18 protein-coding genes, 1 pseudogene and 1 riboswitch are annotated in these 21,634 nt (G+C 73.1%); of the genes and pseudogenes, 6 read left to right on the forward strand and 13 right to left on the reverse strand.

Annotated elements, in window-relative coordinates; translation table 11 throughout:
• Together ACWC9R_RS28725 and ACWC9R_RS28730 are read right to left on the reverse strand one after the other, a co-directional pair.
• A pseudogene (locus ACWC9R_RS28725) lies at nt 1-486 on the reverse strand (two-component sensor histidine kinase); the annotation flags it as partial.
• A gap of 5 nt (nt 487-491) precedes the next feature.
• Complete coding sequence (locus ACWC9R_RS28730; RefSeq protein WP_006602630.1) at nt 492-1,145, reverse strand: response regulator transcription factor; 654 nt, start codon at nt 1,143-1,145, stop codon at nt 492-494.
• Between the two features lie 321 nt (nt 1,146-1,466).
• Here ACWC9R_RS28730 and ACWC9R_RS28735 point away from each other — a divergent pair, with 321 nt between their 5' ends.
• The gene (locus ACWC9R_RS28735) at nt 1,467-1,643 is read left to right on the forward strand and encodes a hypothetical protein (RefSeq protein WP_362614636.1); all 177 of its coding nucleotides are present in this window, start codon (nt 1,467-1,469) and stop codon (nt 1,641-1,643) included.
• A gap of 81 nt (nt 1,644-1,724) precedes the next feature.
• On the opposite strand, the gene ACWC9R_RS28740 is transcribed toward ACWC9R_RS28735, so the two are convergent.
• The gene (locus ACWC9R_RS28740) at nt 1,725-2,501 is read right to left on the reverse strand and encodes an inositol monophosphatase family protein (protein ID WP_450735887.1); all 777 of its coding nucleotides are present in this window, start codon (nt 2,499-2,501) and stop codon (nt 1,725-1,727) included.
• Nucleotides 2,502-2,613: 112 nt separating this feature from the next.
• Nucleotides 2,614-3,768, reverse strand: coding sequence for a ferrochelatase (locus tag ACWC9R_RS28745; protein ID WP_450735850.1), 1,155 nt, complete (start codon nt 3,766-3,768; stop codon nt 2,614-2,616).
• Between the two features lie 180 nt (nt 3,769-3,948).
• Between ACWC9R_RS28745 and ACWC9R_RS28750 the strand changes: the two genes are divergently transcribed.
• The gene (locus ACWC9R_RS28750) at nt 3,949-5,223 is read left to right on the forward strand and encodes an MFS transporter (protein WP_450735851.1); all 1,275 of its coding nucleotides are present in this window, start codon (nt 3,949-3,951) and stop codon (nt 5,221-5,223) included.
• A gap of 240 nt (nt 5,224-5,463) precedes the next feature.
• The gene (locus tag ACWC9R_RS28755; RefSeq protein WP_450735852.1) at nt 5,464-6,807 is read left to right on the forward strand and encodes a D-arabinono-1,4-lactone oxidase; all 1,344 of its coding nucleotides are present in this window, start codon (nt 5,464-5,466) and stop codon (nt 6,805-6,807) included.
• Nucleotides 6,808-6,906: 99 nt separating this feature from the next.
• On the opposite strand, the gene ACWC9R_RS28760 is transcribed toward ACWC9R_RS28755, so the two are convergent.
• Nucleotides 6,907-8,073 (reverse strand): hypothetical protein, encoded by a 1,167-nt coding sequence (locus ACWC9R_RS28760; protein WP_450735853.1) that lies wholly within the window; start codon nt 8,071-8,073, stop codon nt 6,907-6,909.
• Nucleotides 8,074-8,568: 495 nt separating this feature from the next.
• Here ACWC9R_RS28760 and sepH point away from each other — a divergent pair, with 495 nt between their 5' ends.
• The gene (gene sepH, locus ACWC9R_RS28765; RefSeq protein ID WP_450735854.1) at nt 8,569-9,627 is read left to right on the forward strand and encodes a septation protein SepH; all 1,059 of its coding nucleotides are present in this window, start codon (nt 8,569-8,571) and stop codon (nt 9,625-9,627) included.
• A gap of 103 nt (nt 9,628-9,730) precedes the next feature.
• Here sepH and ACWC9R_RS28770 read toward each other — a convergent pair whose 3' ends face one another.
• Entirely contained in the window at nt 9,731-10,570 is an 840-nt protein-coding gene (locus ACWC9R_RS28770; protein ID WP_450735856.1) for a sulfurtransferase, read from the reverse strand.
• Nucleotides 10,571-10,819: 249 nt separating this feature from the next.
• On the opposite strand from ACWC9R_RS28770, the gene ACWC9R_RS28775 reads away from it, so the two are divergent.
• Nucleotides 10,820-11,620 carry a VOC family protein gene (locus tag ACWC9R_RS28775; protein ID WP_450735857.1) on the forward strand — a complete coding sequence of 267 codons (801 nt, stop codon included), beginning with the start codon at nt 10,820-10,822 and terminating at the stop codon, nt 11,618-11,620.
• Between the two features lie 69 nt (nt 11,621-11,689).
• Here the strand turns inward: ACWC9R_RS28775 and ACWC9R_RS28780 are convergent, their stop codons facing one another.
• The 4 genes from ACWC9R_RS28780 to ACWC9R_RS28795 are packed head-to-tail and all read right to left on the reverse strand — an operon-like array spanning nt 11,690 to nt 17,223.
• Complete coding sequence (locus ACWC9R_RS28780; protein ID WP_450735858.1) at nt 11,690-12,355, reverse strand: thymidine kinase; 666 nt, start codon at nt 12,353-12,355, stop codon at nt 11,690-11,692.
• 58 nt (nt 12,356-12,413) lie between these two features.
• Complete coding sequence (locus ACWC9R_RS28785; protein WP_450735860.1) at nt 12,414-13,604, reverse strand: alkaline phosphatase family protein; 1,191 nt, start codon at nt 13,602-13,604, stop codon at nt 12,414-12,416.
• Nucleotides 13,604-14,194 carry a DUF5998 family protein gene (locus tag ACWC9R_RS28790; protein WP_450735862.1) on the reverse strand — a complete coding sequence of 197 codons (591 nt, stop codon included), beginning with the start codon at nt 14,192-14,194 and terminating at the stop codon, nt 13,604-13,606. The genes ACWC9R_RS28785 and ACWC9R_RS28790 overlap by 1 nt, the downstream gene beginning before the upstream one ends.
• Nucleotides 14,195-14,232: 38 nt before the next feature.
• Nucleotides 14,233-17,223, reverse strand: coding sequence for a bifunctional acetate--CoA ligase family protein/GNAT family N-acetyltransferase (locus ACWC9R_RS28795; protein WP_450735864.1), 2,991 nt, complete (start codon nt 17,221-17,223; stop codon nt 14,233-14,235).
• A gap of 209 nt (nt 17,224-17,432) precedes the next feature.
• On the opposite strand from ACWC9R_RS28795, the gene ACWC9R_RS28800 reads away from it, so the two are divergent.
• Nucleotides 17,433-17,714 (forward strand): HPr family phosphocarrier protein, encoded by a 282-nt coding sequence (locus tag ACWC9R_RS28800; RefSeq protein ID WP_026170334.1) that lies wholly within the window; start codon nt 17,433-17,435, stop codon nt 17,712-17,714.
• A gap of 369 nt (nt 17,715-18,083) precedes the next feature.
• Here the strand turns inward: ACWC9R_RS28800 and ACWC9R_RS28805 are convergent, their stop codons facing one another.
• The 3 genes from ACWC9R_RS28805 to ACWC9R_RS28815 form a co-directional block, all read right to left on the reverse strand.
• A complete protein-coding gene (locus ACWC9R_RS28805; protein WP_450735865.1) occupies nt 18,084-18,773 on the reverse strand; it encodes a GntR family transcriptional regulator in 690 nt (229 codons plus the stop codon).
• Between the two features lie 264 nt (nt 18,774-19,037).
• Nucleotides 19,038-19,826 carry a M23 family metallopeptidase gene (locus tag ACWC9R_RS28810; RefSeq protein ID WP_450735867.1) on the reverse strand — a complete coding sequence of 263 codons (789 nt, stop codon included), beginning with the start codon at nt 19,824-19,826 and terminating at the stop codon, nt 19,038-19,040.
• Between the two features lie 12 nt (nt 19,827-19,838).
• Nucleotides 19,839-19,994, reverse strand: a riboswitch (cyclic di-AMP (ydaO/yuaA leader).
• A 225-nt stretch (nt 19,995-20,219) separates the two neighbouring features.
• A complete protein-coding gene (locus ACWC9R_RS28815; RefSeq protein WP_362605380.1) occupies nt 20,220-21,602 on the reverse strand; it encodes a M16 family metallopeptidase in 1,383 nt (460 codons plus the stop codon).
• Nucleotides 21,603-21,634: the final 32 nt, after the last annotated feature.

Genomic DNA, 21,634 nt, shown 5'->3' on the forward strand with positions numbered 1-21,634 from the left:
CCGCTGCGCCGTCCGCGTGATCCGCCCCAACGGCGACAACACCCGCCCCGCCATCGCATAACCAAAAGCGAACGCCACCACCGTCAAACCCAGCAGAGCCAGCAGGGAGCGGTTGAGGAGGCTGTTGAGAGCCACCGCCCGCTGGTGCTGGAGACAGTTGTTGACGGCCTCCTGGAGCAGCTGTCCGGACGTCTGGGTGGGCAGGTCACAGATGTCGCTGGTCGACTCGAACTTGCCGCCGAGGATCTTCAGCGGCAGCGCGCTGCCGTCGTGCAGCGCGTCCGCGGCCAGCATGTAGATGATCGTGAGCAGCACGATGCCGGCCATCAGGAACATGCCGCCGTACAGCAGCGTCAGCCGTATCCGGATGGTGGGGCGCAGCCACGGGAAGGGCCGGACGTTGACCGGCCGGGGGTCCCAGGTGGGCTTGGGCGGGGCGGACGGCGGCGGACCGGCCGTCCTGGAGAACGAGGGCAGGGAGGGCATCGCAGTCAGATCCGGTATCCCGAGCCGGGGACGGTGACGATCACCGCGGGCTCGCCGAGCTTGCGCCGGAGGGTCATGACCGTGACCCGCACGACGTTGGTGAACGGGTCGGTGTTCTCGTCCCAGGCCTTCTCCAGGAGCTGCTCGGCCGAGACGACCGTGCCCTCGCTGCGCATCAGGACCTCCAGCACCGCGAACTCCTTCGGTGCGAGCTGGACCTCCTTGCCGTCGCGGAAGACCTCGCGCCGGTTGGGGTCGAGCTTGATGCCGGCCCGCTCCAGGACGGGCGGCAGCGCGACGGTCGTACGGCGCCCCAGGGCGCGCACCCGCGCGGTCAGCTCGGTGAAGGCGAACGGCTTCGGAAGGTAGTCGTCCGCTCCGATCTCCAGGCCCTCGACACGGTCGCTGACGTCACCGGAGGCGGTGAGCATCAGGACGCGGGTCGGCATCCCCAGTTCGACGATCTTGCGGCAGACGTCGTCACCGTGGACGACCGGGAGGTCACGGTCGAGCACGACGACGTCGTAGTCGTTGACCGCGATCCGTTCCAGGGCGGCAGCGCCGTCGTAGACCACGTCGACCGCCATGGCCTCCCGGCGCAGTCCGGTGGCCACCGCATCGGCGAGCAGCTGCTCGTCCTCGACGACGAGAACACGCACGTCGCTAGTCCTTCCTCAGGGCCCTCACGGGCAGGCACAACACTGTCTGAAAACTCTTCCATCCTGCCCCGAAGAGCAGTAAACCGGCGGTAAGAGGGGTGCGGGGCCGGCGGTGGACGGGCCGGGAGCCCGACGCACAGGATTCCTGGGCGGGTTGAGGTTTCCCTGCGGTGGCGGGTGGGGAGGACGACTGCACACCCGCGATCACGCCCTGTTTTTCCGGCTACTTGCCATGCACTCATCCATCGCAGGGACCACGCCGTGATCGACCCACCCGTCGGCACACCCCCGTGCCCACCGACCCACGACGAGGGGGCGCACATGGACGCGTTCACCGCAGGCATTCTGCAGCGCATAGAGAACACCGAAGCCGATCTGGACCGGGCCCGCGCTGCGGGCGATGACTTCCTCGCCGAGGTCGAACAGGCGGAGCTGGAGGATCTCCAGCGCCTGGCGACCGAGCACGGCGTGCGTCTCGGAGCGGTCACCAGCGCCTGACCGCTCCAAGACGCACGACGACAGCGCCCCGGCGCCCGGAAAAGGGTGCCGGGGCGCTGTCATGCCCGGACGGGGGTCCGGTCAGCCGCGCCAGGCGCCTAGCTCGTCCAGCAGCGGCTGGAGCTGCGCGAAGACGCCCGGGGAGGCGGCGAGGACCAGCTCTCCGGAGACCGCCCGGCCGGGGCGTCCTCCGGTCAGCGCACCGGCCTCGCGGGCGATCAGGTCGCCGGCCGCCATGTCCCAGGGGTTCAGACCGCGCTCGTAGTAGGCGTCGAGCCGGCCGCAGGCCACATCGCACAGGTCGATCGCGGCCGAGCCGCCGCGCCGGATGTCGCGGACCTGCGGCAGCAGGGTGCGCAGCACCTCGGCCTGGGCGGCCCGGCGCTCGGCCTGGTAGGAGAAGCCGGTGCCGAGCAGCGCCTGGGAGAGCGGCGGTGCGGGCCGGTGCCGGACGGGCTCGCCGTTGTTGAACGCGCCACGGCCCAGCACCGCGTGGTAGGTCTCCTGGCGCATCGGGGCGGCGACGACCCCGACGACCACCTCGCCGTCCTTCTCGGCTGCGATGGACACGGACCAGGACGGCAGGCCGTAGAGGTAGTTGACGGTGCCGTCGACGGGGTCGACGACCCAGCGGACGCCGCTGGTGCCGTCGGTACTGGCGCCCTCCTCCCCCAGGAAGCCGTCGTCAGGACGGCGCTCCCCGAGGAAGCCGGTGATCAGCTTCTCGGAGGCGATGTCCATCTCGGTGACGACGTCGATGGGGCTGGACTTGGTGGCGGCCACACCGAGGTCGGCGGGCCGCCCGTCGCGCAGCAGAGTCCCGGCGCGGCGGGCGGCCTCCAGGGCCAGGTCGAGCAGTTCGTCGTAGAGCGCTTCGGTGGGCGCCGGGTCGCTCTGCGGGGCGTCGGGGTGCTGCGGATCGGGCACGTTGCTCCTTGCTCGGAGGGGCGGTGGTCGGGCGGCGTACGGGCTAAGCGGGGGCCTCGGCGACCGGGCCCCGCCAGTCGGCGCCGGCGGCGGCCGGGCGCGGCGCCCGCGCGGGGCAGCAGCCGACCGGGCACAGGTCGTGGCTCGCGCCGAGGGCGCCCAGGGCGCAGCGTTCCGGGCTGCCGCCCCGTTCGGCCGCCGCGCGCTCCAGGAGGAGGTCGCGGACGGCCGCGGCGAACCGGGGGTCGGCGCCCACGGTGGCCGACCTGGCGACCGGCAGTCCCAGTTCGGCGGCCTTGGCGGTGGCCTCGGTGTCGAGGTCGTACTTGACCTCCATGTGGTCGGAGACGAAGCCGATGGGGGCCATGACGACGGCCGGGACACCGGCGGCGTGCCGCTCCTCCAGGTGGTCGCAGATGTCCGGCTCCAGCCAGGGGATGTGCGGGGCGCCGCTGCGCGACTGGTAGACGAGCCGCCAGGGGTGGTCCACACCGGTCTCCGCGCGGACGGCGTCCGCGATCACCCTGGCCACGTCCAGGTGCTGGGCCACATAGGCGCCGCCCTCGCCGTCCCGGGTGTGGTCACCGGGGGTGCCGGAGGTGTCGGCGGCGGCGGTGGGGATGGAGTGGGTGGTGAAGGCGAGGTGGGCACCGTCCCGCACGTCCTGGGGCAGGGCGGCGAGGGAGGCCAGCACCCCGTCGACCATGGGGCGGACGAAGCCGGGGTGGTTGAAGTAGTGCCGCAGTTTGTCGACCCGCGGCACCGGCAGGCCCTCGGCGCGCAGGGCGGCGAGCGCGTCGGCGAGGTTCTCGCGGTACTGCCGGCAGCCCGAGTACGAGGCGTAGGCGCTGGTCGCCAGGACGGCGATCCGGCGGTGGCCGTCCTGGACCATGGTGCGCAGGGTGTCGGTCAGGTAGGGCGCCCAGTTGCGGTTGCCCCAGTAGACCGGCAGGTCCAGACCGTGTGCGGCGAAGTCGCTGCGCAGCGCGTCCAGCAGCTCCCTGTTCTGCGCGTTGATGGGGCTGACGCCACCGAACAGGAAGTAGTGCTGCCCCACCTCCTTGAGACGCTCGCGGGGGATGCCGCGGCCGCGGGTGACGTTCTCCAGGAACGGGACGACGTCGTCGGGGCCTTCGGGGCCGCCGAACGACAGCAGCAGGAGGGCGTCATAGGGGCTGGGATCGTGCTGTTCGGGCATGCCATCGATCCTGCCACCCTTCCCACGGGGGTGGAGGGCAGGTCCCGGCTCCGGCCGGGGCCGTCGGCTGCGGGGACGGTCCGGAAATCCGGACGCGGCCGGGGGCTGACCGCCCGTAAGCTGTACCGGCCACAGACATCCCTTACCGATCTTCGGTTCCTCACCGGCGGAGCATCCCCGTTGCCCAGTCCCTACCGCGCCATCTTCGGCCGCCCCGGCACCATGTCGTTCTCCGCCGCCGGACTGCTGGGCCGGATGCCCCTGTCGATGATGGGCATCGGCATCGTCACGATGGTCTCGCAGCTGACCGGCCGTTACGGCCTGGCGGGTGCGCTGTCGGCGGCCCTGGCGCTGTCCGCCGCGGTCCTCGGCCCGCAGATCTCCCGGCTGGTGGACCGGCACGGCCAGAGCCGGGTGCTGCGCCCGGCCACCCTGGTGTCGGTCACCGCGGTCGCCGGTCTGCTGCTGAGCGCACAGCAGGGCTGGCCGGACTGGACCCTGTTCGTCTTCGCGGCCTGTGCGGGGTGTGTGCCGAGCGTCGGTTCGATGATCCGGGCGCGCTGGGCGGAGATCTACCGGGGTTCCCCGCGTGAGCTGCACACCGCGTACTCGTGGGAGTCGATCGTCGACGAGATGTGCTTCATCGTCGGGCCGATCCTGTCCATCGGGCTGTCCACCGCGTGGTTCCCGGAGGCCGGTCCGCTGCTGGCCGCCGGTTTTCTGGCCGCCGGGGTCTTCTGGCTGACGGCGCAACGGGCGACGGAACCGGTGCCGCATCCGCGGGAGCAGCACACGCGGGGGTCGGCGCTGCGCTCACGGGGGCTGCAGGTGCTGGTGGTGACGTTCGTGGCGACCGGCGCGATCTTCGGGGCGATCGACGTGGTGACCGTGGCCTTCGCCGAGGAGACCGGGCACAAGGCCGCGGCCAGTCTGGTGCTGGCGGTCTACGCCCTCGGCTCCTGTCTGGCCGGCGCCGTCTTCGGGCTGCTGCGGCTCACGGGGCATCCGTCCCGGCGGTGGGTCGTGGGGGTCTGCGCGATGGCGGTGAGCATGGTGCCGCTGCAGCTGGTGAGTTCGGTGCCGCTGCTGGCCGTCGCGCTGTTCGTCGCGGGCCTGTCGGTCGCCCCGACGATGGTGACCACGATGGCGCTGATCGAGGAGCACGTCCCGCGGTCCCAGCTGACCGAGGGCATGACCTGGACGAGCACGGGCCTGGCGGTGGGTGTCGCGCTGGGTTCGTCGGCGGCCGGCTGGGTGGTGGACGCCGCGGGGGCCGCCCGGGGCTATCTGGTGCCGGCGGCGGCCGGTCTGCTCGCCGCACTGGTGGCGTTCGCGGGCTACCGCAGGCTCCTTCCGCGGCCCGCCGCCGCGGTGGCGGACCCGGCCGCGGCCGGCGGCCTGCCCGGCCGGGACGGACCGGTCACCGAGCGGCAGGACGAGGAGAGCGTCGCTTAGGGGCGTCCCCGGCCGCGCACGGTCCGGACCGCCCGGCCCGGTACGCGATTCCGAACGGGCGCCGCCCGCCGAGAAGTTACCGGCGGTACGAGATTTCCGGGAGGCGGCCGGTTCCAGCCACTTCCGCGCCCATGTGATTCCCGTCACCCCACCCGGAAGTCGCGTCGGCGACTGGCATCATGCGCTCACACCAACGGCGGCCGCACGCGGCCGGCCCGTGCGGAGGGAGGGGACGTCACCATGGCAGTCAGCAACGCCGTCGGCGGCTCGGGAGGGCGTGCCCCGACCACCGGACCCTGGCGCAACTGGGCGGGCAACGTCACCGTGCGCCCCGCCCGGAGCGTGGCACCGGCGAGCACCGAGGAGCTGGCGGCCGCGGTCCGCGCCGCCGCCGCGGACGGGCTGAGCGTCAAGGCGGTCGGCACCGGCCACTCCTTCACCCCGGCCGCCGCCACCGACGGGCTGCTGATCCGCCCCGAGCGGCTGACCGGAATCCGTGCGGTGGACCGCGCGGCCGGGACGGTGACGGTGGCGGCAGGGACGCCGCTCAGGCACCTCAACGAGACGCTGGCCGCGCACGGGCTGTCGCTGACCAACATGGGCGACATCATGGAGCAGACCGTCTCCGGGGCGGCCGCGACCGGCACCCACGGGACGGGCCGCGACTCGGCGTCGATCGCCGCCCAGATCACCGCCCTCGAACTGGTCACCGCCGACGGCTCGGTCCTGACCTGTTCCGCCGGGGAGAACCCGGAGGTCTTCTCCGCGGCGCGGCTCGGCCTGGGCGCCCTCGGCGTGATCAGCGAACTCACCTTCGCCGTGGAACCGGAGTTCCTGCTGACCGCCCGCGAGGAGCCGATGCCCTTCGACGAGGTGACCGCCCGGTTCGACGAGCTGGTCGCCGAGAACGAGCACTTCGAGTTCTACTGGTTCCCGCACACCGGCAGCTGCAACACCAAGCGCAACAACCGCAGCCAGGGCCCGGCGGCACCCCCAGGGAAGGTCAGCAGCTGGATCGAGGACGAGCTGCTGTCCAACGGGGTCTTCCAGCTCGCCTGCTCCGCCGGCCGGGCGGTGCCGGCCGCCATACCGGGCATCGCCAGGATCTCCAGCCGCGCGCTGTCGGCCCGTACGTACACCGACATCCCCTACAAGGTGTTCACCTCGCCGCGGCGGGTGCGGTTCGTGGAGATGGAGTACGCGCTGCCCCGGGCGGCCGCGGTCGCGGCGCTGGGAGAGCTGAGGGCGCTGGTGGAGCGCTCCGACTTCAAGGTCAGCTTCCCGGTGGAGGTGCGCACCGCGCCGGCCGACGACATTCCGCTGTCCACCGCCTCGGGCCGGGACACCGTGTACCTCGCCGTGCACATGTACCGGGGAACGCCGTACCAGGCGTATTTCGCGGCCGTCGAGCGGATCATGACCGCGCACGAGGGGCGTCCGCACTGGGGGAAGCTGCACACCCGCGACGCCGCCTCGCTCGCCGACGTCTATCCGCGGTTCGGTGAGTTCACCGCGGTGCGCGACCGGCTGGACCCTGAGCGCCGGTTCGCCAATCCGTATCTGCGGCGGGTGCTGGGGGACTGACCGGCGACGGCCGCGTCCCGGTGCCCGTGGAGGGGCACCGGGACGCGGCCGCATCGGGGCCACCGGCCTGACGGTCCGTCCGGGGAGACGGCCGCCGGGTCAGGAGGCCTCGGGGGCCGGGGTCTCCTTGCCGGATTCCTGCTGACCCTGCTGGTCCCCCTGGTCCTGGCCGCCGGTCGACGCGTCACCGTCGCCGGTACCGCCGTCGCCGGTGGACTCGTCCGGGGACGACTCCGGGGACGGGGACGTGTGGGGGTCCGGCGAGGTCTTGCCGCCGTCGGACGGGTCCGGGGAGGGCGGCGGGGAACCGCCGTCCGCTCCCTTACCGGTGCCGGGGTCGTCCGACGAGCCGCGGCCCGGGTCCGGCTCACCGTTGTGGCCGTGGCGCCCGCGGTCCTCCTCGGACCCCGAGCCGGGCGACCGCGGCGTACTGGGCTGCTGCCGGCTCCCACCACCGGTATGGGTGATGTTGCTCAGCGTGGTGCCCTTCTGCCCGCTCGATGTCTGCCCGGTGGCCAGTTCGGTCACGGTGACCACGCCCATGGCGAGCACGAAGACGGCGAGCGCCCCGAGCGCCGGCCGCTTCCAGCCGCGCAGCCGGGTGCCGTACGTCGCGGTGCCGATCTCCTCGGGCACTGCGGCCGGGCGGGCGGCCGTCCCTCCCGGCGCCGTGGGCCGCGCGTCGAGGCGCGGCACCAGCTGCGTCCGGTCGGCGGGCCGCCCCCGGCCCGTGCCGTCGGCCGAGCGCGGGGCGCCGATCGCGCCGTGTCCGGCGCGCAGCATCCGCGTCGCGTCATCGGACTCGGGGTGGGCGCTCGCCGGATCGCGGCGGCGGGCCTGCTCGGCCCGCGGGATCAGCTGGGTACGGGCCGTGTCGAGCCCGGGTGCCCTGGCGGCGACGGAGGTGACCTCGTCCTCCGTGCCCTGCTTGTCGAAGGTCGGCAGCACCAGCGTGGTGCCGGCCTGCCGGGTGTGCGGTGCGGTGGATCGAGTGCGGGAGGAGAAGCGGCGCGGCTTCGGCCGGGTGGAGACCGTGGCCTCCTTGATCTGCTCGCCGGTACGGCGGAACAGATGGTGGAATATCGAGCCGCCGGTCGTGGCCACGACACTGACCAGACCCGCGCCGATGATGGTTCCGTAGACGCCGAGCCGGCCCGCGAGGTACGCCGCGACGGCCGCGGCGAGCGCGCTGCCGGAGACCTGAGCAACGCTCAGGTCTATCCGCCTCTCCTTCTTCTTCGTGTCGGTTTCGGTTTCTTCGTCCATCTCCAACCTTTGATAGCCCCTTCGATCCATCTTGCATGGAGAAGTGACCATTCGGCGGAGCCAAAAGTTCCGATTTTGGGGAATCTGTGAAACTCGCCACCTACGTGCCAGGTAGAGAGGTCGACAAGGCGACCGAACGCCGTTGTCCGCCCAGAAGTTCGGCGGCGCGGCGGTCCACCTAAGTGGTCCAAATGGAGTACTGTGGCCAGCCCTGGCCCCGGTTCCCGTCCGGCTGCCCGGAACCCGCGGGAGGGGCCCTGAAGGCGGCACTCACCCGGGGCGCCGCCGCTCGGCACGGGGCACGGCGACAGGACAGGCGACACGGTCACTGGGCGTGGCGAACAGGTAACCGTGTCATAACGGCGTTTCAGGGCCAATCCCCGACACGCCGGGCAACTCGGCAATGTTGTGGCAGGCTGCACCCGGGCAGGCCACACTCGACTAGCGGAAGCAGCGACGCACGTGACGTCGGCAGGCACCACCCGGGAGGTCCCCATGCCCGAACTGCGTGTCGTGGCCGTCTCCAACGACGGCACACGGCTGGTGCTCAAAGCTGCGGACAGCACCGAGTACACGCTTCCGATCGACGAACGGCTGCGCGCCGCCGTCCGCAACGACCGTGCGCGCCTGGGCCAGATCGAGATCGAGGTCGAGAGCCATCTGCGCCCGCGGGACATCCAGGCGCGTATAAGAGCAGGTGCCTCCGCGGAAGAGGTCGCCCAGCTCGCCGGCATCCCCGTCGACCGGGTGCGCCGCTTCGAGGGCCCGGTGCTCGCCGAGCGTGCGTTCATGGCCGAGCGGGCCCGCAAGACCCCGGTACGGCGCCCCGGCGAGAACACCGGCCCGCAGCTCGGAGAGGCCGTCGCGGAGCGGCTGCTGCTGCGCGGCGCCGACAAGGAGAGCGTCCAGTGGGACTCCTGGCGCCGGGACGACGGCACCTGGGAGGTGCTGCTGGTCTACCGCGTCGCGACCGAACCGCACTCGGCGAGCTGGACCTACGACCCGCCGCGGCGGCTCGTCCAGGCCGTGGACGACGAGGCGCGGGCACTGATCGGCGAGAGCGACGACACACCCGAGCCGAGCTTCCCGTTCGTGCCGCGGATCGCGCGGCTGCCGCGCGACCGGCCGCTGGACCGTGCCCTGGACCGGCAGTCGCCCGAGCGCGCGGCACAGTCCGGTGGTGAGGACGACGAGCCGCGGGTCCTCGAAGAGGCCGCCTCGGGTGAGCGGGAGCGGGATTCGCTGACCAGCCTGCTGGAGGCGGTGCCGAGCTTCCGCGGCGACATGGTCGTACCGGAGAGCGCGAAGTCGCCGCAGAGCGACGAGGAGTCCGAGGACGAGGTCGAGGAGCCGCCCGCCCCGGCGGCCAGCGCGGGCGCGGGTTCCGCGTACGCCGATGTGCTGATGCCGCGCGCGGTGGCCGGGCACCGTGACCGGCTGACCGGGACGACGGACCGGCAGGCCGAGGCCGACGGCGTACGGCCCGGGCGCCGGGCCGCGGTGCCCAGTTGGGACGAGATCGTCTTCGGCACCCGGCGCAAGAAGCCGGAGTAACGGGGCGCCCGCCCCCAGCGCTTGACGCCGTCCGCCCGCCCCGGCACTTCCGGGGCGGGCGGACGGCGTCGTACACGAGCTCGTGACGGGGCCCGGCGGGGGCTCAGCCGGGCTGCGGGCCGGTGGCGACGGGTCGGGACGGGTCGGACGACCATTCGCTCCAGGAACCGACGTACAGCGCCGCGGGGATGCCGGCGACCGCGAGGGCCAGCACCTGGTGGGCGGCGGAGACCCCGGAACCGCAGTAGACACCGACCTCCGCCTCCGGGGTGGCGCCCAGCGAGGCGAACCGCTTGGCCAGGTCCGCGGCGTCACGGAAGACGGTGTCGCCCTCGACGACGTTCTCGGTCGTCGGCGCGGACACGGCGCCCGGGATGTGGCCGGCCACCCGGTCGAGGGGCTCGACCTCGCCGCGGTAGCGCTCGCCGGCCCGCGCGTCCAGCAGGACTCCGCGGCGTGCCAGGGCGGCCGCGTCGTCCGCCGTGAGCAGCGGCAGCGCGCCGGGCAGGGGGGTGAAGTCACCGGCCGGCGGCGTCGGTTGCTCGACGCTCAGGGCGCCGCCGGACGCCTGCCAGGCGGCGAGACCGCCGTCCAGCACCCGTACGTCGGGGTGCCCGGTCCAGCGCAGCAGCCACCAGGCGCGCGCGGCCGCCCAGCCCTGGCCGCCGTCGTAGACGACCACGGGGCGGTCCCCGCGGACGCCGGCGGCCCGCATGGCCGCGGCGAAGACATCGAGATCGGGGAGCGGGTGACGGCCGGCCCGGCCGGGTGGCGAGGCCAGTTCGCTGTCGAGGTCGACGTAGACCGCGCCGGGCACATGACCCGCCGCGTACTCGGGGCGGCCGGGCGGCCCGCCGAGCTGATAGCGGACGTCCAGGAGCACCGGAGGGGTGGACCGGGACAGCTCGTTCGCAAGTTCGGTAGCGGTGATGATGGCGTTCATGGGACTCATCCTTGCGTAGCAACGACTACGTACAGAAGGTGGTGCCCACCCTCCGTATGGCGCAGTTACCCCCTCTCGTCACTCCGCCGGAACGGATGGGGAAACCCTAAAACGGGCATTCTCCCTCGCGAACCCGCCATGGACGGCGCGGCCGGGGCGCACAGCAGGTCACCGGGTGCGAGCATCTGCACGGGACCCGCGCCCGTACCGCACCGGGTCAGCACCCGACGCTCCGAGGAGAGAGTGACCATGACGACCGAGGCAGCGACCCGGCGGATGCCCGGCGCGCCCTGCTGGGTGAGCCTTCTGGCCCACAGCCTGCCCACGACGCAGGAGTTCTACGGCGCGCTGTTCGGCTGGGAGTTCCGCCCGGGGCCGCAGCACTTCGGTCCGTACGCACGGGCCTTCCTCGACGGCCAGGAAGTCGCGGGGGTCGGCGAGCTGGTGCCCGACCGTGACCTCCCGGTCTCCTGGACCACGTATCTGGCCAGCGACGACGCGGATGTGACCGCCGAGCAGATCCGTTCCTGCGGTGGGACGGTGGGCGTCGGGCCGCTGGACGCCGACGACGACACGGGGCGGATGGCGATCGCGTCCGACCCGCAGGGGGCGATCTTCGGGGTCTGGCAGGGCCGGTCGATGATGGGCACCGCGTTCACCGGCGAGCCGGGCACCGCGGTGTGGAACGAACTGGTCACCCGCGACACCGAGTCCGTCAGCCCGTTCTACGAGCATGTCTTCGGCTACGAGGCGGAACCGCTGCCCGCGGACGGCTCCCCCGACACCAACGGCTTCGAGGACTACCTGACGCTGCACCTCAAGGACCGCCCGGTGGCCGGTATCCACGGTGTGGGCGGCGCGCTGCCGCGTGACCGGGGCTCCCACTGGATGACGTACTTCGCCGTCTCCGACACGGACGCGGCCGCCCGCCGGGTGACCGAGCTGGGCGGTCAGCTGCTGGACGACGCCCGGGACTCCACGCACGGCCGGCTCGCGACCGTCACCGACAGCGAGGGCGCCGTCTTCACGCTCATCCAGCGGCGACGCTGAGCGCCGGTCCCGCCGGCCGTGGTGGCAGACGAACCTCGCCGGGCGCGGTGCGGGCCCGGAGGTGCGCTCCTACCGCGCGCTGTCGACCGGCAGTACCTCCGGGGAGAGGGCGGCCGCGCGGGCCGACGCCGAGGTCTGGCGGCGGCGGTGGTGGCGCCGGCACAGCACCTCGTAGCCGACCTCGGCCGGGGGGCCGTCCGCGTCGGCGACGACATCGCCGACCACGACCTGGGCGCCCTCGACGACCATCCGGTTGCCGACCGTGCGGGCGTTGTGCGTGGCGCGGGCACCGCACCAGCACAGCGCCTCGACCTGCAACACCTCGACCCGGTCGGCCAGTTCGACCAGGCGCTGGGAGCCGGGGAAGAGCTTGCTGCGGAAGTCGGTGGTGATGCCGAAGGCGAAGACGTCCAGTTCGAGGTCGTCGACGACGCGGGCGAGCTGGTCGATCTGCTCGGGGGCGAGGAACTGGGCCTCGTCGGCGATGACGTAGTCGATCCGGCCGCCGGAGGAGAGCCGGCCGACGACATGTGCGTAGAAGTCCATGTCGTCCGCCGCCTCGACGGCCTCGGTGACCAGTCCGAGACGGGAGGAGAGCTTGCCGTGTCCGGCCCGGTCGTTGCGGCTGTAGATCATTCCCTGCAGCCCGCGGGAGGAGCGGTTGTGCTCGATCTGCAGAGCCAGTGTCGACTTGCCACAGTCCATCGTTCCGGAGAAGAACACCAGCTCGGGCATGGGAAGTTGCGGGCCTTTCGGGCTCGTGGGGGGGCGTGCGCGCTAGTGACCGTACAGGTCAGGTGCGGACTTCCAGAAGCGGCACCAGCTGCTCCACCGGGGTCATGGAGCCGTGCATCCCGACCATCTCCGACTCCCGGGGCTCTCGTTCGGTCGCGATGATCACCATGTCGTCGTGGGCGGCCGCCACCACGTCGCCGATCCGGGCACGCACCCGGTCGTCGACGTGCGGGCCGAACCACCCGGCGGCGATGGCCTCGTCACGGCTCGCCACCCACATCTGCTCACCGACCACCTCGCGCCATACGGCGAGGACATCGGCGGCCGCGCCCTGGTGGGCGTACACATGCCGGGCCCGGCCCTCGCCGCCCAACAGGCGTACGCCGGCGCGCAGTTCCCAGTCCTCGTCGAAGTCGATCCGGGACTCGGGGCCGAAGGGGATGTCGATCATGCCGTGGTCGGCGGTGACGTAGAGGGCGCTGCGCGGCGGCAGCTGCTCGGCGAGCCGCTGCGCGAGCCGGTCGACGTACATCAACTGGCCACGCCAGGCATCGGAGTCGACGCCGTAGCGGTGCCCCTTGCCGTCGACCTCGGAGTAGTACGTGTAGACCAGCGAGCGGTCGCCGGCGGCGAGCTGCTCGGCGGCGAGGTCCATCCGCTCCTCACCGGAGAGGCGGCCGTGGAAGGTGCCGCCGCTGAGCGCGACCTTGGTGAGCGGGGTGTGCTGGAAGTTGGGTGCGGAGACCTGGCAGGTGTGGACGCCGGCGGCGTCCGCGCGCTGGAAGACCGTCGGATAGGGCTGCCAGACATGGGGGTCGGTCCAGGGGGACCAGCGCAGCTGGTTCATCAGGGCGCCGGTCGCCGGGTCCTCGCAGGTGTAGCCGGGCAGACCGTGGGCGCCCGGCGGCAGGCCGGTGCCGACCGAGGCGAGGGAGGTGGCGGTGGTGGAGGGGAAGCCCGCGGTGAGGGGGCGGCCGCTGCCGTTGAACGACGTGCCCAGGAGCGAGGTGAGGAACGGCGCCTCCTCCGGGTGCGCGCGCAGCAGCTCCCAGCCGAGGCCGTCGATCAGGAAGACACAGGCCCGGTCGGCGGGGGCCAGCTCCATGGGAGCGGTGACGTCGGGTATGCCCATCCCGGCGGCGAGGGTGGGCAGCAGGTCGGCGAGTGAGGCGGTGCCGTAGCGGGGTACCGGGGCGCCGAGCGGGTCGAGCGGTTCGGGTTCCGGCCAGACGGGGGCGGCGTGGACCATCAGCGGGTGGGGGTGGCCGCGGTGGCCTCGGAGAGCGCCTGGGCGAAGGTGAGCGTCTCGCGCACCGAGTCCGGCCCGTCGCCGGCCTCGCTGACGCGCAGCGAGAGGTCGTCGGCGGTGGAGGAGCCCGTGTAGCCGTGGTCCGCCTCGCAGTTGGGGTCGCCGCAGGCGGCGGGCTCCAGGTCCAGGCGGGCGACCGCGCCCCAGCCGATGGTCAGCACGACCTCGCGGGGCAGCTGTCCCGGGGTGTACGACTCCGGGTTGGCGACCACCCGGCTGAGCACCACGGAGGAGATCCGGCCCAGCTTGACGGACTCGGTGGAGGTGGTGGCGTACGGGGACGGAGAGGTGGCGTCGGCGGCCTGCTCGTCGGTGTGGCTCACGATGAAGCGGGTGCCGGTCAGCACGAGGACCGTGACATGGCGGCGGACCTCGTTGGCGTCGAAGGTCGTCTCTTGATGGACGAGGTACGACACCACCGGCTCACCGCCGACCGCGGCCTGCACCGCCTCGGCCACGAGCGTCGGGTAATAACCGCTGCGCTCGATCGCCGCGCGCAGCCCCTGGGTCGTCGTACCGGTCTTAGCCATGGAGTCCATCTTACGGGGCGTACCGGGCCGCAAAAGCCTCAGTAGACGGGCAGCCGGCGGGGGCCGAGGTCGGTGGTGGCGGGCGGGCGGGCCAGCCGGACGGTGGCGCCCAGGACGGAGAGGCCCTGTGCGGCGACGACGACCGGTTCGAGGTCCACGCCGACGACCTCGGGGTGGTCGTCGACGAGCCGGGAGACGCGCAGCAGCAGCTCCGCCAGGGCGGCGGTGTCCACGGGCTGGGAGCCGCGCCAGCCGAACAGCAGGGGGGCGGCGCGGATCGAGCGGATCTGCTCGGCGACCTCGCGGTCGGTGGCGGGGATGAGGCGGTGGGCGATGTCGCCGAGCAGCTGGGAGGGCGCCCCGGCCAGGCCGAAGGAGAGGACGGCGCCGGCGGCGGGGTCGATGGCGGCGCGGACGACCGTGTCCACGCCGCGCGGCACCATCGACTGGACGACCGGGCGCAGTTCCTCCGGGGAGCCGAGGTAGTCGGTCAATTCGGCGTAGGTGCGGCGGAGTTCGGACTCGCCGGCGATGTCCAGGCGGACGCCGCCGAGGTCGGGGCGGTGGCGCAGATGGGGGGCGGTGGTCTTGAGGGCGACCGGGTAGCCGAGGCGGGCGGCGGCGCGGACGGCGGTGTCCGGGTCGGGCGCCGGGAGGACGGGGCGGGTGTGGATGCCGTAACGGGCGAGCAGGGCCTCGGCGTCCTGGGGCGGCACCGGGACGGAACGGCCGGTGGGGGCGTCGGGGGTGAGCCGGTCCAGGAGGCGCTCGATGTCGGCGCCGGCGGAGGCCTCCTGGATGTCGTCGTACTCGGGTACCCGGCCGGGGTCGGCGGCCTCCCGGCGCCAGGCGGCGTAGCGGACGGCCTCGGCGAGCGAGCGGACGGCGCGCTCGGCCGCGGGGTAGGCGGGGATGCGGAGGGGCTGGCGGCGGGGGCGGCGCGGGGGGTCCGCCTCGGCGTCGCGGGCCGGGGTTGTCTGGCGGGCGGCGAGGGTGGGCGGCGGACCGGTGGGGGCCGGGGGGCGCGGGAGGTGGGACGGGGCGGGTGGGGTCCGCGGGGGCGCCGGGGCCGGGTCCACGGGGTGGGGCGGCGGCTCGTTCGGGGCGGGGGCCGCGGCCCCGTCCGGCCGTGCGGGAGCCGGCGCCGCTGCCGCGAGGGTCTCCGCCAGGTCGTCCATCGCGAGGTGGACGACCGTGACCGGCTTCTCCGGGTGGGCGGTCGCCGCGGTGCGCAGGGCGTCGGCGAGCGCGACGCCCTCGCTGCCGCCCGGGGAGACGGCGGCCCCCTCCCCCACCCACGGGATGGCCGTGACGACCACCGCGTCGCAGCCGTCGGCGGACAGCGCCTCGGCGAGTGCGTCCCGGAAGTCGTCCGGGGTCGCGGCGGAGGCCAGGACGCGGGGGCGCTGCGGGCGCAGCCCCTCGGTCAGGCAGGCGTCGTAGGCCAGCAGCGCCAGCGACTCGGAGTTGCCGAGGATGGCGATCCGCGGGCCGGCCGGCAGCGGCTGGGAGGACAGCAGCAGCCCGGCGTCGATCAGTTCGGTGACGGTGTCGACGCGGATCACGCCGGCCTGGCGCATCAGGGCGGCGACGGTGCTGTCGGGCACCCGGACGGTGGGCACGGCGTGGCCGGGCGGTGCGGTGCCGTTGTGGCGGGCGCCCTTGGCGACCACCACCGGTTTGACGGCGGCGGTGCGGCGGGCGAGCCGGGCGAACTTGCGGGGGTTGCCGATGGACTCCAGGTAGAGGATCACGACGTCGGTGTCCGGGTCCTCGTACCAGTACTGGAGCAGGTCGTTGCCGGAGACGTCGGCGCGGTTGCCGGCCGAGACGAAGGCGGAGATGCCGGCGATGCCGCCGTCCCCGGGGCCCCGTGCGTGCAGTCCGCTGAGCAGGGCGATGCCGATGGCGCCGGACTGGGTGAACAGGCCGATGTGGCCGGCGCCGGGCATCTGTGGGGCGAGGGAGGCGTTGAGCCGGACGCCGGGGGCGGTGTTGATCAGGCCGAAGGCGTTGGGACCGATCAGCCGCATGCCGTACGAGCGGGCCTGGCGGAGCAGGGCGCGCTGGCGCTCCCTGCCGTCCGGGCCCGCTTCGGCGTAGCCGGAGGAGAGGACCAGGACGCCCTGGACGCCGTGCTCGCCGCAGTCGCGGATCGCGTCGGGGACGCGGTCCGCGGGGACGGCGATGACGGCGAGGTCGACCGGGTCGGTGATCTCCCGCAGGGTGCGGACGGCCGGTACGCCTTCGGGGTCCAGCTGCCGCAGGTCCTCGGGGAAGGCGTGGTTGACGGCGTGCACCCGGCCCGTGAAGCCGGAGTCCAGGAGGCTGCGCAGGGCGGTGCGGCCGACGCCGCCGGGGGTCCGGCCGGTGCCGATGACGGCGACCGAGCCCGGCGCGAGCAGCCGTTGTACGGAGCGGGCCTCGGCGCGCTGCTCACGGCCGCGCATCACGGCCATGGACTGCTCGGTCGGCTCCAGGTCGAACTCGAGGCGGACCACGCCGTCCTCGAAGGTGCGCTTGTGGGTGTAGCCGGCGTCCGTGAACACCTTGATCATCTTGGAGTTCGCGGGGAGCACTTCGGCGGCGAACCGGCGGATGCCCCGTTCGCGGGCGACGGCCGCGATGTGTTCCAGGAGGGCGGAGGCGACTCCGCGGCCCTGGTGGGCGTCCTGGACCAGGAAGGCGACCTCGGCCTGGTCGTCCTCGGGGTTCTTGGCGGGCAGGCCCTGGTCGTCGATCCGGTCGTAGCGGACGGTGGCGATGAACTCGCCGCCGACCGTGGCGGCCAGCCCGACCCGGTCGATGTAGTCGTGGTGGGTGAAGCGGCGCACATCGCGGGCGGACAGGCGCGGGTAGGGCGCGAAGAAGCGGTAGTACTTCGACTCGTCCGAGACCTGCTCGTAGAAGGAGACCAGCCGCTCGGCGTCGTCGGGGGTGATGGGGCGAATCCGTGCCGTGCCGCCGTCGCGCAGCACCACGTCTGCTTCCCAGTGGGTCGGGTACGCGTGCTCCGGCGGCGTCTGCATGCGGACAGCGTACGACCGGCCACCGACAACCGACCCGGCGCGCGTACGCTCGGGGTGCGGGGCCGGCCGGGACACCGGAGGACGTACGGCCTGCCGGGCCTCCCCCTGGGTCCCCACGCCGCACGGGCCGGGCCGAAGCGCCGGTGGACCACCTCCGGCAGCGTGAGAGACTGGTCTAGACAACTGTCACGACTGTGAAGGGCAACACCATGGCAGAGCGCCGCGTCAATGTCGGATGGGCCGAGGGCCTGCACGCCCGCCCCGCGTCGATCTTCGTCCGTGCGGCCACCGCCTCGGGCGTCCCGATGACGATCGCCAAGGCCGATGGCAACCCCGTCAACGCGGCCTCCATGCTCGCGGTCCTCGGCCTGGGCGCCCAGGGCGGCGAGGAGATCGTGCTGGCCTCCGACGCCGAGGGCGCCGAGGCGGCGCTCGACCGTCTGGCCAAGCTCGTCGCCGAGGGCCTCGAGGAGCTCCCGGAGACCGTCTGACACCGGCGGCACTTCTGCCGCATGCGACGGCCCCGCCGTGGCGACCGATCGGTTGCCATGGCGGGGCCGTTTCGCGTGGTGGCACCTGGAGGGCGCGGCGGGCGACGGGTCCGTCGTACACGGCGAGTCGGTGCAGGCACCCGGCATACGGACGCCGAATGCGCATTCCGCGAAGAGGCGCACGGAATTTCCCGGCGCAAGCACCCTTCGGAATCCGCCGGGAAATGCGCACACCCATAAGCGCGCACGACACCGACGCAAAGCGGCATCGAATTCCGCGGCACGGAGCAGAAAGGTGCCGTCACGCACCTCCGCCGCCCATTCCACGACCCGGCACTTCTTTGTGATTCTTTGTATACGGGGCGATTGTTAAGGGCGGACGCGTGCCGTGTTGACGGGCGGTTTCGTCTCCCTCACCCCGGTCCCGGCGGGGCGCCGCAGCCGGTGCACCGGAAGCGAGCGTTCGACATGAGCCGCCATCAGGGCGCGCGCCCGCTCCGCGTCCCCCCGGGCCACGGCGTCCAGCACCGCGCCGTGTTCGTCCCAGGACTCGCCGGCCCGGGGCGGCGGTTCCACCGTGTACATCCACTCGATCTTGCGCCGCAGCTGGGTCAGCAGCGCCGTCAGGCTGGGGCTGCCGGTCGCCTGGGCGAGCGTCTCGTGGAACCAGCCGTCCAGTTGGCGCAGATCCGCGGGGTTCCCATGGCGGGCCCGCTCGCGGCCGAGCCGTACCAGGCCGCGGAGCACCTTGAGGTGGGCGGGGCTGCGGCGGGCGGCCGCGCGGGCGGCGCCCAGTGGCTCCAACAGGGCGCGGATGTCGAGGAGATCGGCGGCCTCCTGCTCGGTCGGCTCGGCGACGCAGGCGCCCGCGTGGTGGCGGGTGGTGACGAAGCCCTCGGACTGCAGGGTGCGCAGTGCCTCACGGACCGGCACCCTGGAGACGCCGTAACGGGCCGCCAGGATCTCCTCGACCAGCCGGCTCCCCGGCGCCAGCGCACCGGAGACAATGTCGTCGCGAATCGCCGTGCACACCGCATGCGCGGAAATATGGCCTCGCATCTTCCGTGCCTCCGCCGTAATCCCCTGGAAACTGGAAACGCCACCGGTCGGCGGCTTTTCCGTGACTCTATTCGACCGGCACGGCTTTTCCGACGGGCCAGGGTTATTCATGGATAATATTTGGCCGGAAGTCGCGGGCGACCGGCACTATCCGGTACGGAACGCCCGGCACCGGATACGCCGGAGCCCCGGCCGTGGGGCCGGGGCTCGGGAAAGGTGCACGGCGTGCGGCCCGTAGGGGGCGCGCCAGCAGCGGGGCAGGGGTCAGACGTTGACGCCGTGCCCGCGGAGGTAGGCGACCGGGTCGATGTCCGAGCCGTAGTCGGCGCCGGTGCGGGCCTCGAAGTGCAGGTGCGGGCCGGTGACGTTGCCGGTGGCGCCGGAGAGGCCGATCTGCTCGCCGGGGGTGACCTTCTGGCCGACCGAGACACCGAGCGACGACAGGTGGCCGTACTGGGTGTACGTGCCGTCGTTCATCTTGATCACGATGTTGTTGCCGTACGAGCCGCCCCAGCCGGCCTCGACGACGGTGCCCGAGCCGACCGCGTGGACGCTGGTGCCGGAGGCGGCGTGGAAGTCGATGCCGGTGTGGCTGCCGGAGGACCACAGGCCGCTGGACGCCTTGTAGGCGGTGGAGACATAGGAGTCGCCAACGGGGGCGACGAAGGCGTTGAGGCGCTTGCGCTCCGCGTCGCGGGCCGCCCGCACCTTGGCCTCGTGGGCTGCCTTGGCCTTCTTCTTCGCGGCCTCGGCGCGCCGCTTGGCCTCGTCGGCCTGCCGCTTGGCGACGGCCTCGGCCTTCGCCTTCGCCGCGGCGACCTCGGCGTCGGCCTGCTGCGCGGCGACCCGGTTGGCCAGCTCGTCACCCAGTACGACGGCCTGCTGGAGTCCGGTGTCGTGGACGCGTGACTCGTCCGTCGCGGCCAGCGCCGGCGAGGCCACGGAGGCAACCACACCGCCGGCCGCGATGGTGGCTATGCCGGCGATGTTGCGGGTCGTCCGGACGGGACGGCTCGTGCGGCGGTGCTTCCCGGTGGCACGGATGAACGCCATGTGCTGGCTTGTCCTTTCCCTCCTTCTCGCCTACCGGGTTAGCTGACGGGTTCGGAGCAGGAAGGTCTCCTACGGCCTCCTCGGAGAGGAGCCCGATTCACCCCACGGGACGTATGGGTCCCCGGCTCCCCTGGCTCGCGCCGTACGGGGACTCGGCGATGACTGCCCGGTGCCACTGTTGTGGCGGACTTGTGACGAACAGCCGGACCGACGCTAAACGGGGCAACTTTCAATCGGCAAACAGAACCGGTTTTTTGTGCGGGATGCCACAAGAACGGGAGCACCGACGGAGATAAACCGGACATACGGCGGCTCCCGTGACACTCGTGCGTCACGGGAGCCGCCTCGTCGACATGTGACCTTCCGTCACACGGCGGGGACCAACGGCAGGGACTAGCCGCCGACGACGGTCACCTCACCGATACCCAGCCCCTTGACCGGCTCGGCGATCTGTGCTGCGTCGCCCACCAGGACCGTCACCAGCCGGTCCACGGGGAAGGCGTTGACCGCCGCCGCGGTGGCCTCGACCGTGCCGGTCTCCGCGAGGCGGGCGTACAACTGCGCCTGGAAGTCGTCCGGGAGCTGCTGCTCCACCTGGTCGGCGAGGGTGCCCGCGACGGCCGCAGCGGTCTCGTACTTCAGCGGCGCGACCCCGACGAGGTTCTGCACGGCGACATCCCGCTCCTCGTCCGTGAGCCCCTCTGCCGCGAGGGTGCGCAGCACCTTCCACAGGTCCTCGAGCGCCGGGACGGTGGAGCCGGTGTCGACCGAGCCGCTGATGGCGAGCAGCGCGGCGCCCGTGGACCCCTCCGGGGAGGAGGGGGCGGTGGAGCGGAGCACCTGGCCGAAGGCGCGCACCCCGTAGGTGTAGCCCTTCTCCTCCCGCAGCACGCGGTCCAGGCGGGAGGTGAGGGTGCCGCCCAGGCAGTACGTGCCGAGGACCTGCGCGGGCCACACCCGGTCGTGCCGGTCGGCGCCGATACGGCCGATGAGCAGCTGCGTCTGGACGGCGCCGGGGCGGTCGACGATCACCACCCGGCCGGTGTCGTCGGCGACGATCGGCGCGGCCTTCAGCGGCTCGGCCGTGGAGCCGGTCCAGGCGCCGAGGGTGTCGGCGAGCGCGGCGGCGAGGTCGACACCGGTGAAGTCACCGACGATCACGGCGGTGGCCGTGGCAGGCCGTACATGGGCGTCGTAGAAGGCGCGGACGGCCGCGGCGTCGATACGGGCGACGGTCTCCTCGGTGCCCTGCCGGGGCCGCGACATGCGGGCGGTGGCCGGGAACAGATCCTTGGAGAGCGCCATCGCGGCACGGCGGGCCGGGTTGGCGAGCTCGTGCGGGATCTCGTCGAGGCGGTTGCGGACCAGCCGCTCGACCTCGCTCTCCGGGAAGGCGGGCGCCCGCAGCGCGTCGGCGAGCAGACCGAGCGCACGGGTCAGCCGGGACGCCGGCACCTCGAGGGAGACCCGCACGCCGGGGTGGTCGGCGTGCGCGTCCAGGGTGGCGCCGCAGCGCTCCAGCTCGGCGGCGAACTCCTCCGCGTCATGGGTGTCGGTGCCCTCGGACAGCGCACGCGCCATGATCGTGGCGACGCCGTCCAGGCCCTCGGGCTCGGCGTCCAGCGGCGCGACGAGGTTGATCTCGACGGCGACGACCTGCTGGCCGGGGCGGTGGCTGGTCAGCAGGGTGAGCCCGTTGGGCAGTTGGCTGCGGTCGGGGGCCGGGAAGGCCCACGGCTTGGGCGCGCCCCCCTGGGGCTGCGGGTGGAAGTCCATGGTGCTCACGGGGGAATCGGCGTGGGTGGTGG

Source organism: Streptomyces sp. NPDC001219, assembly GCF_053597915.1.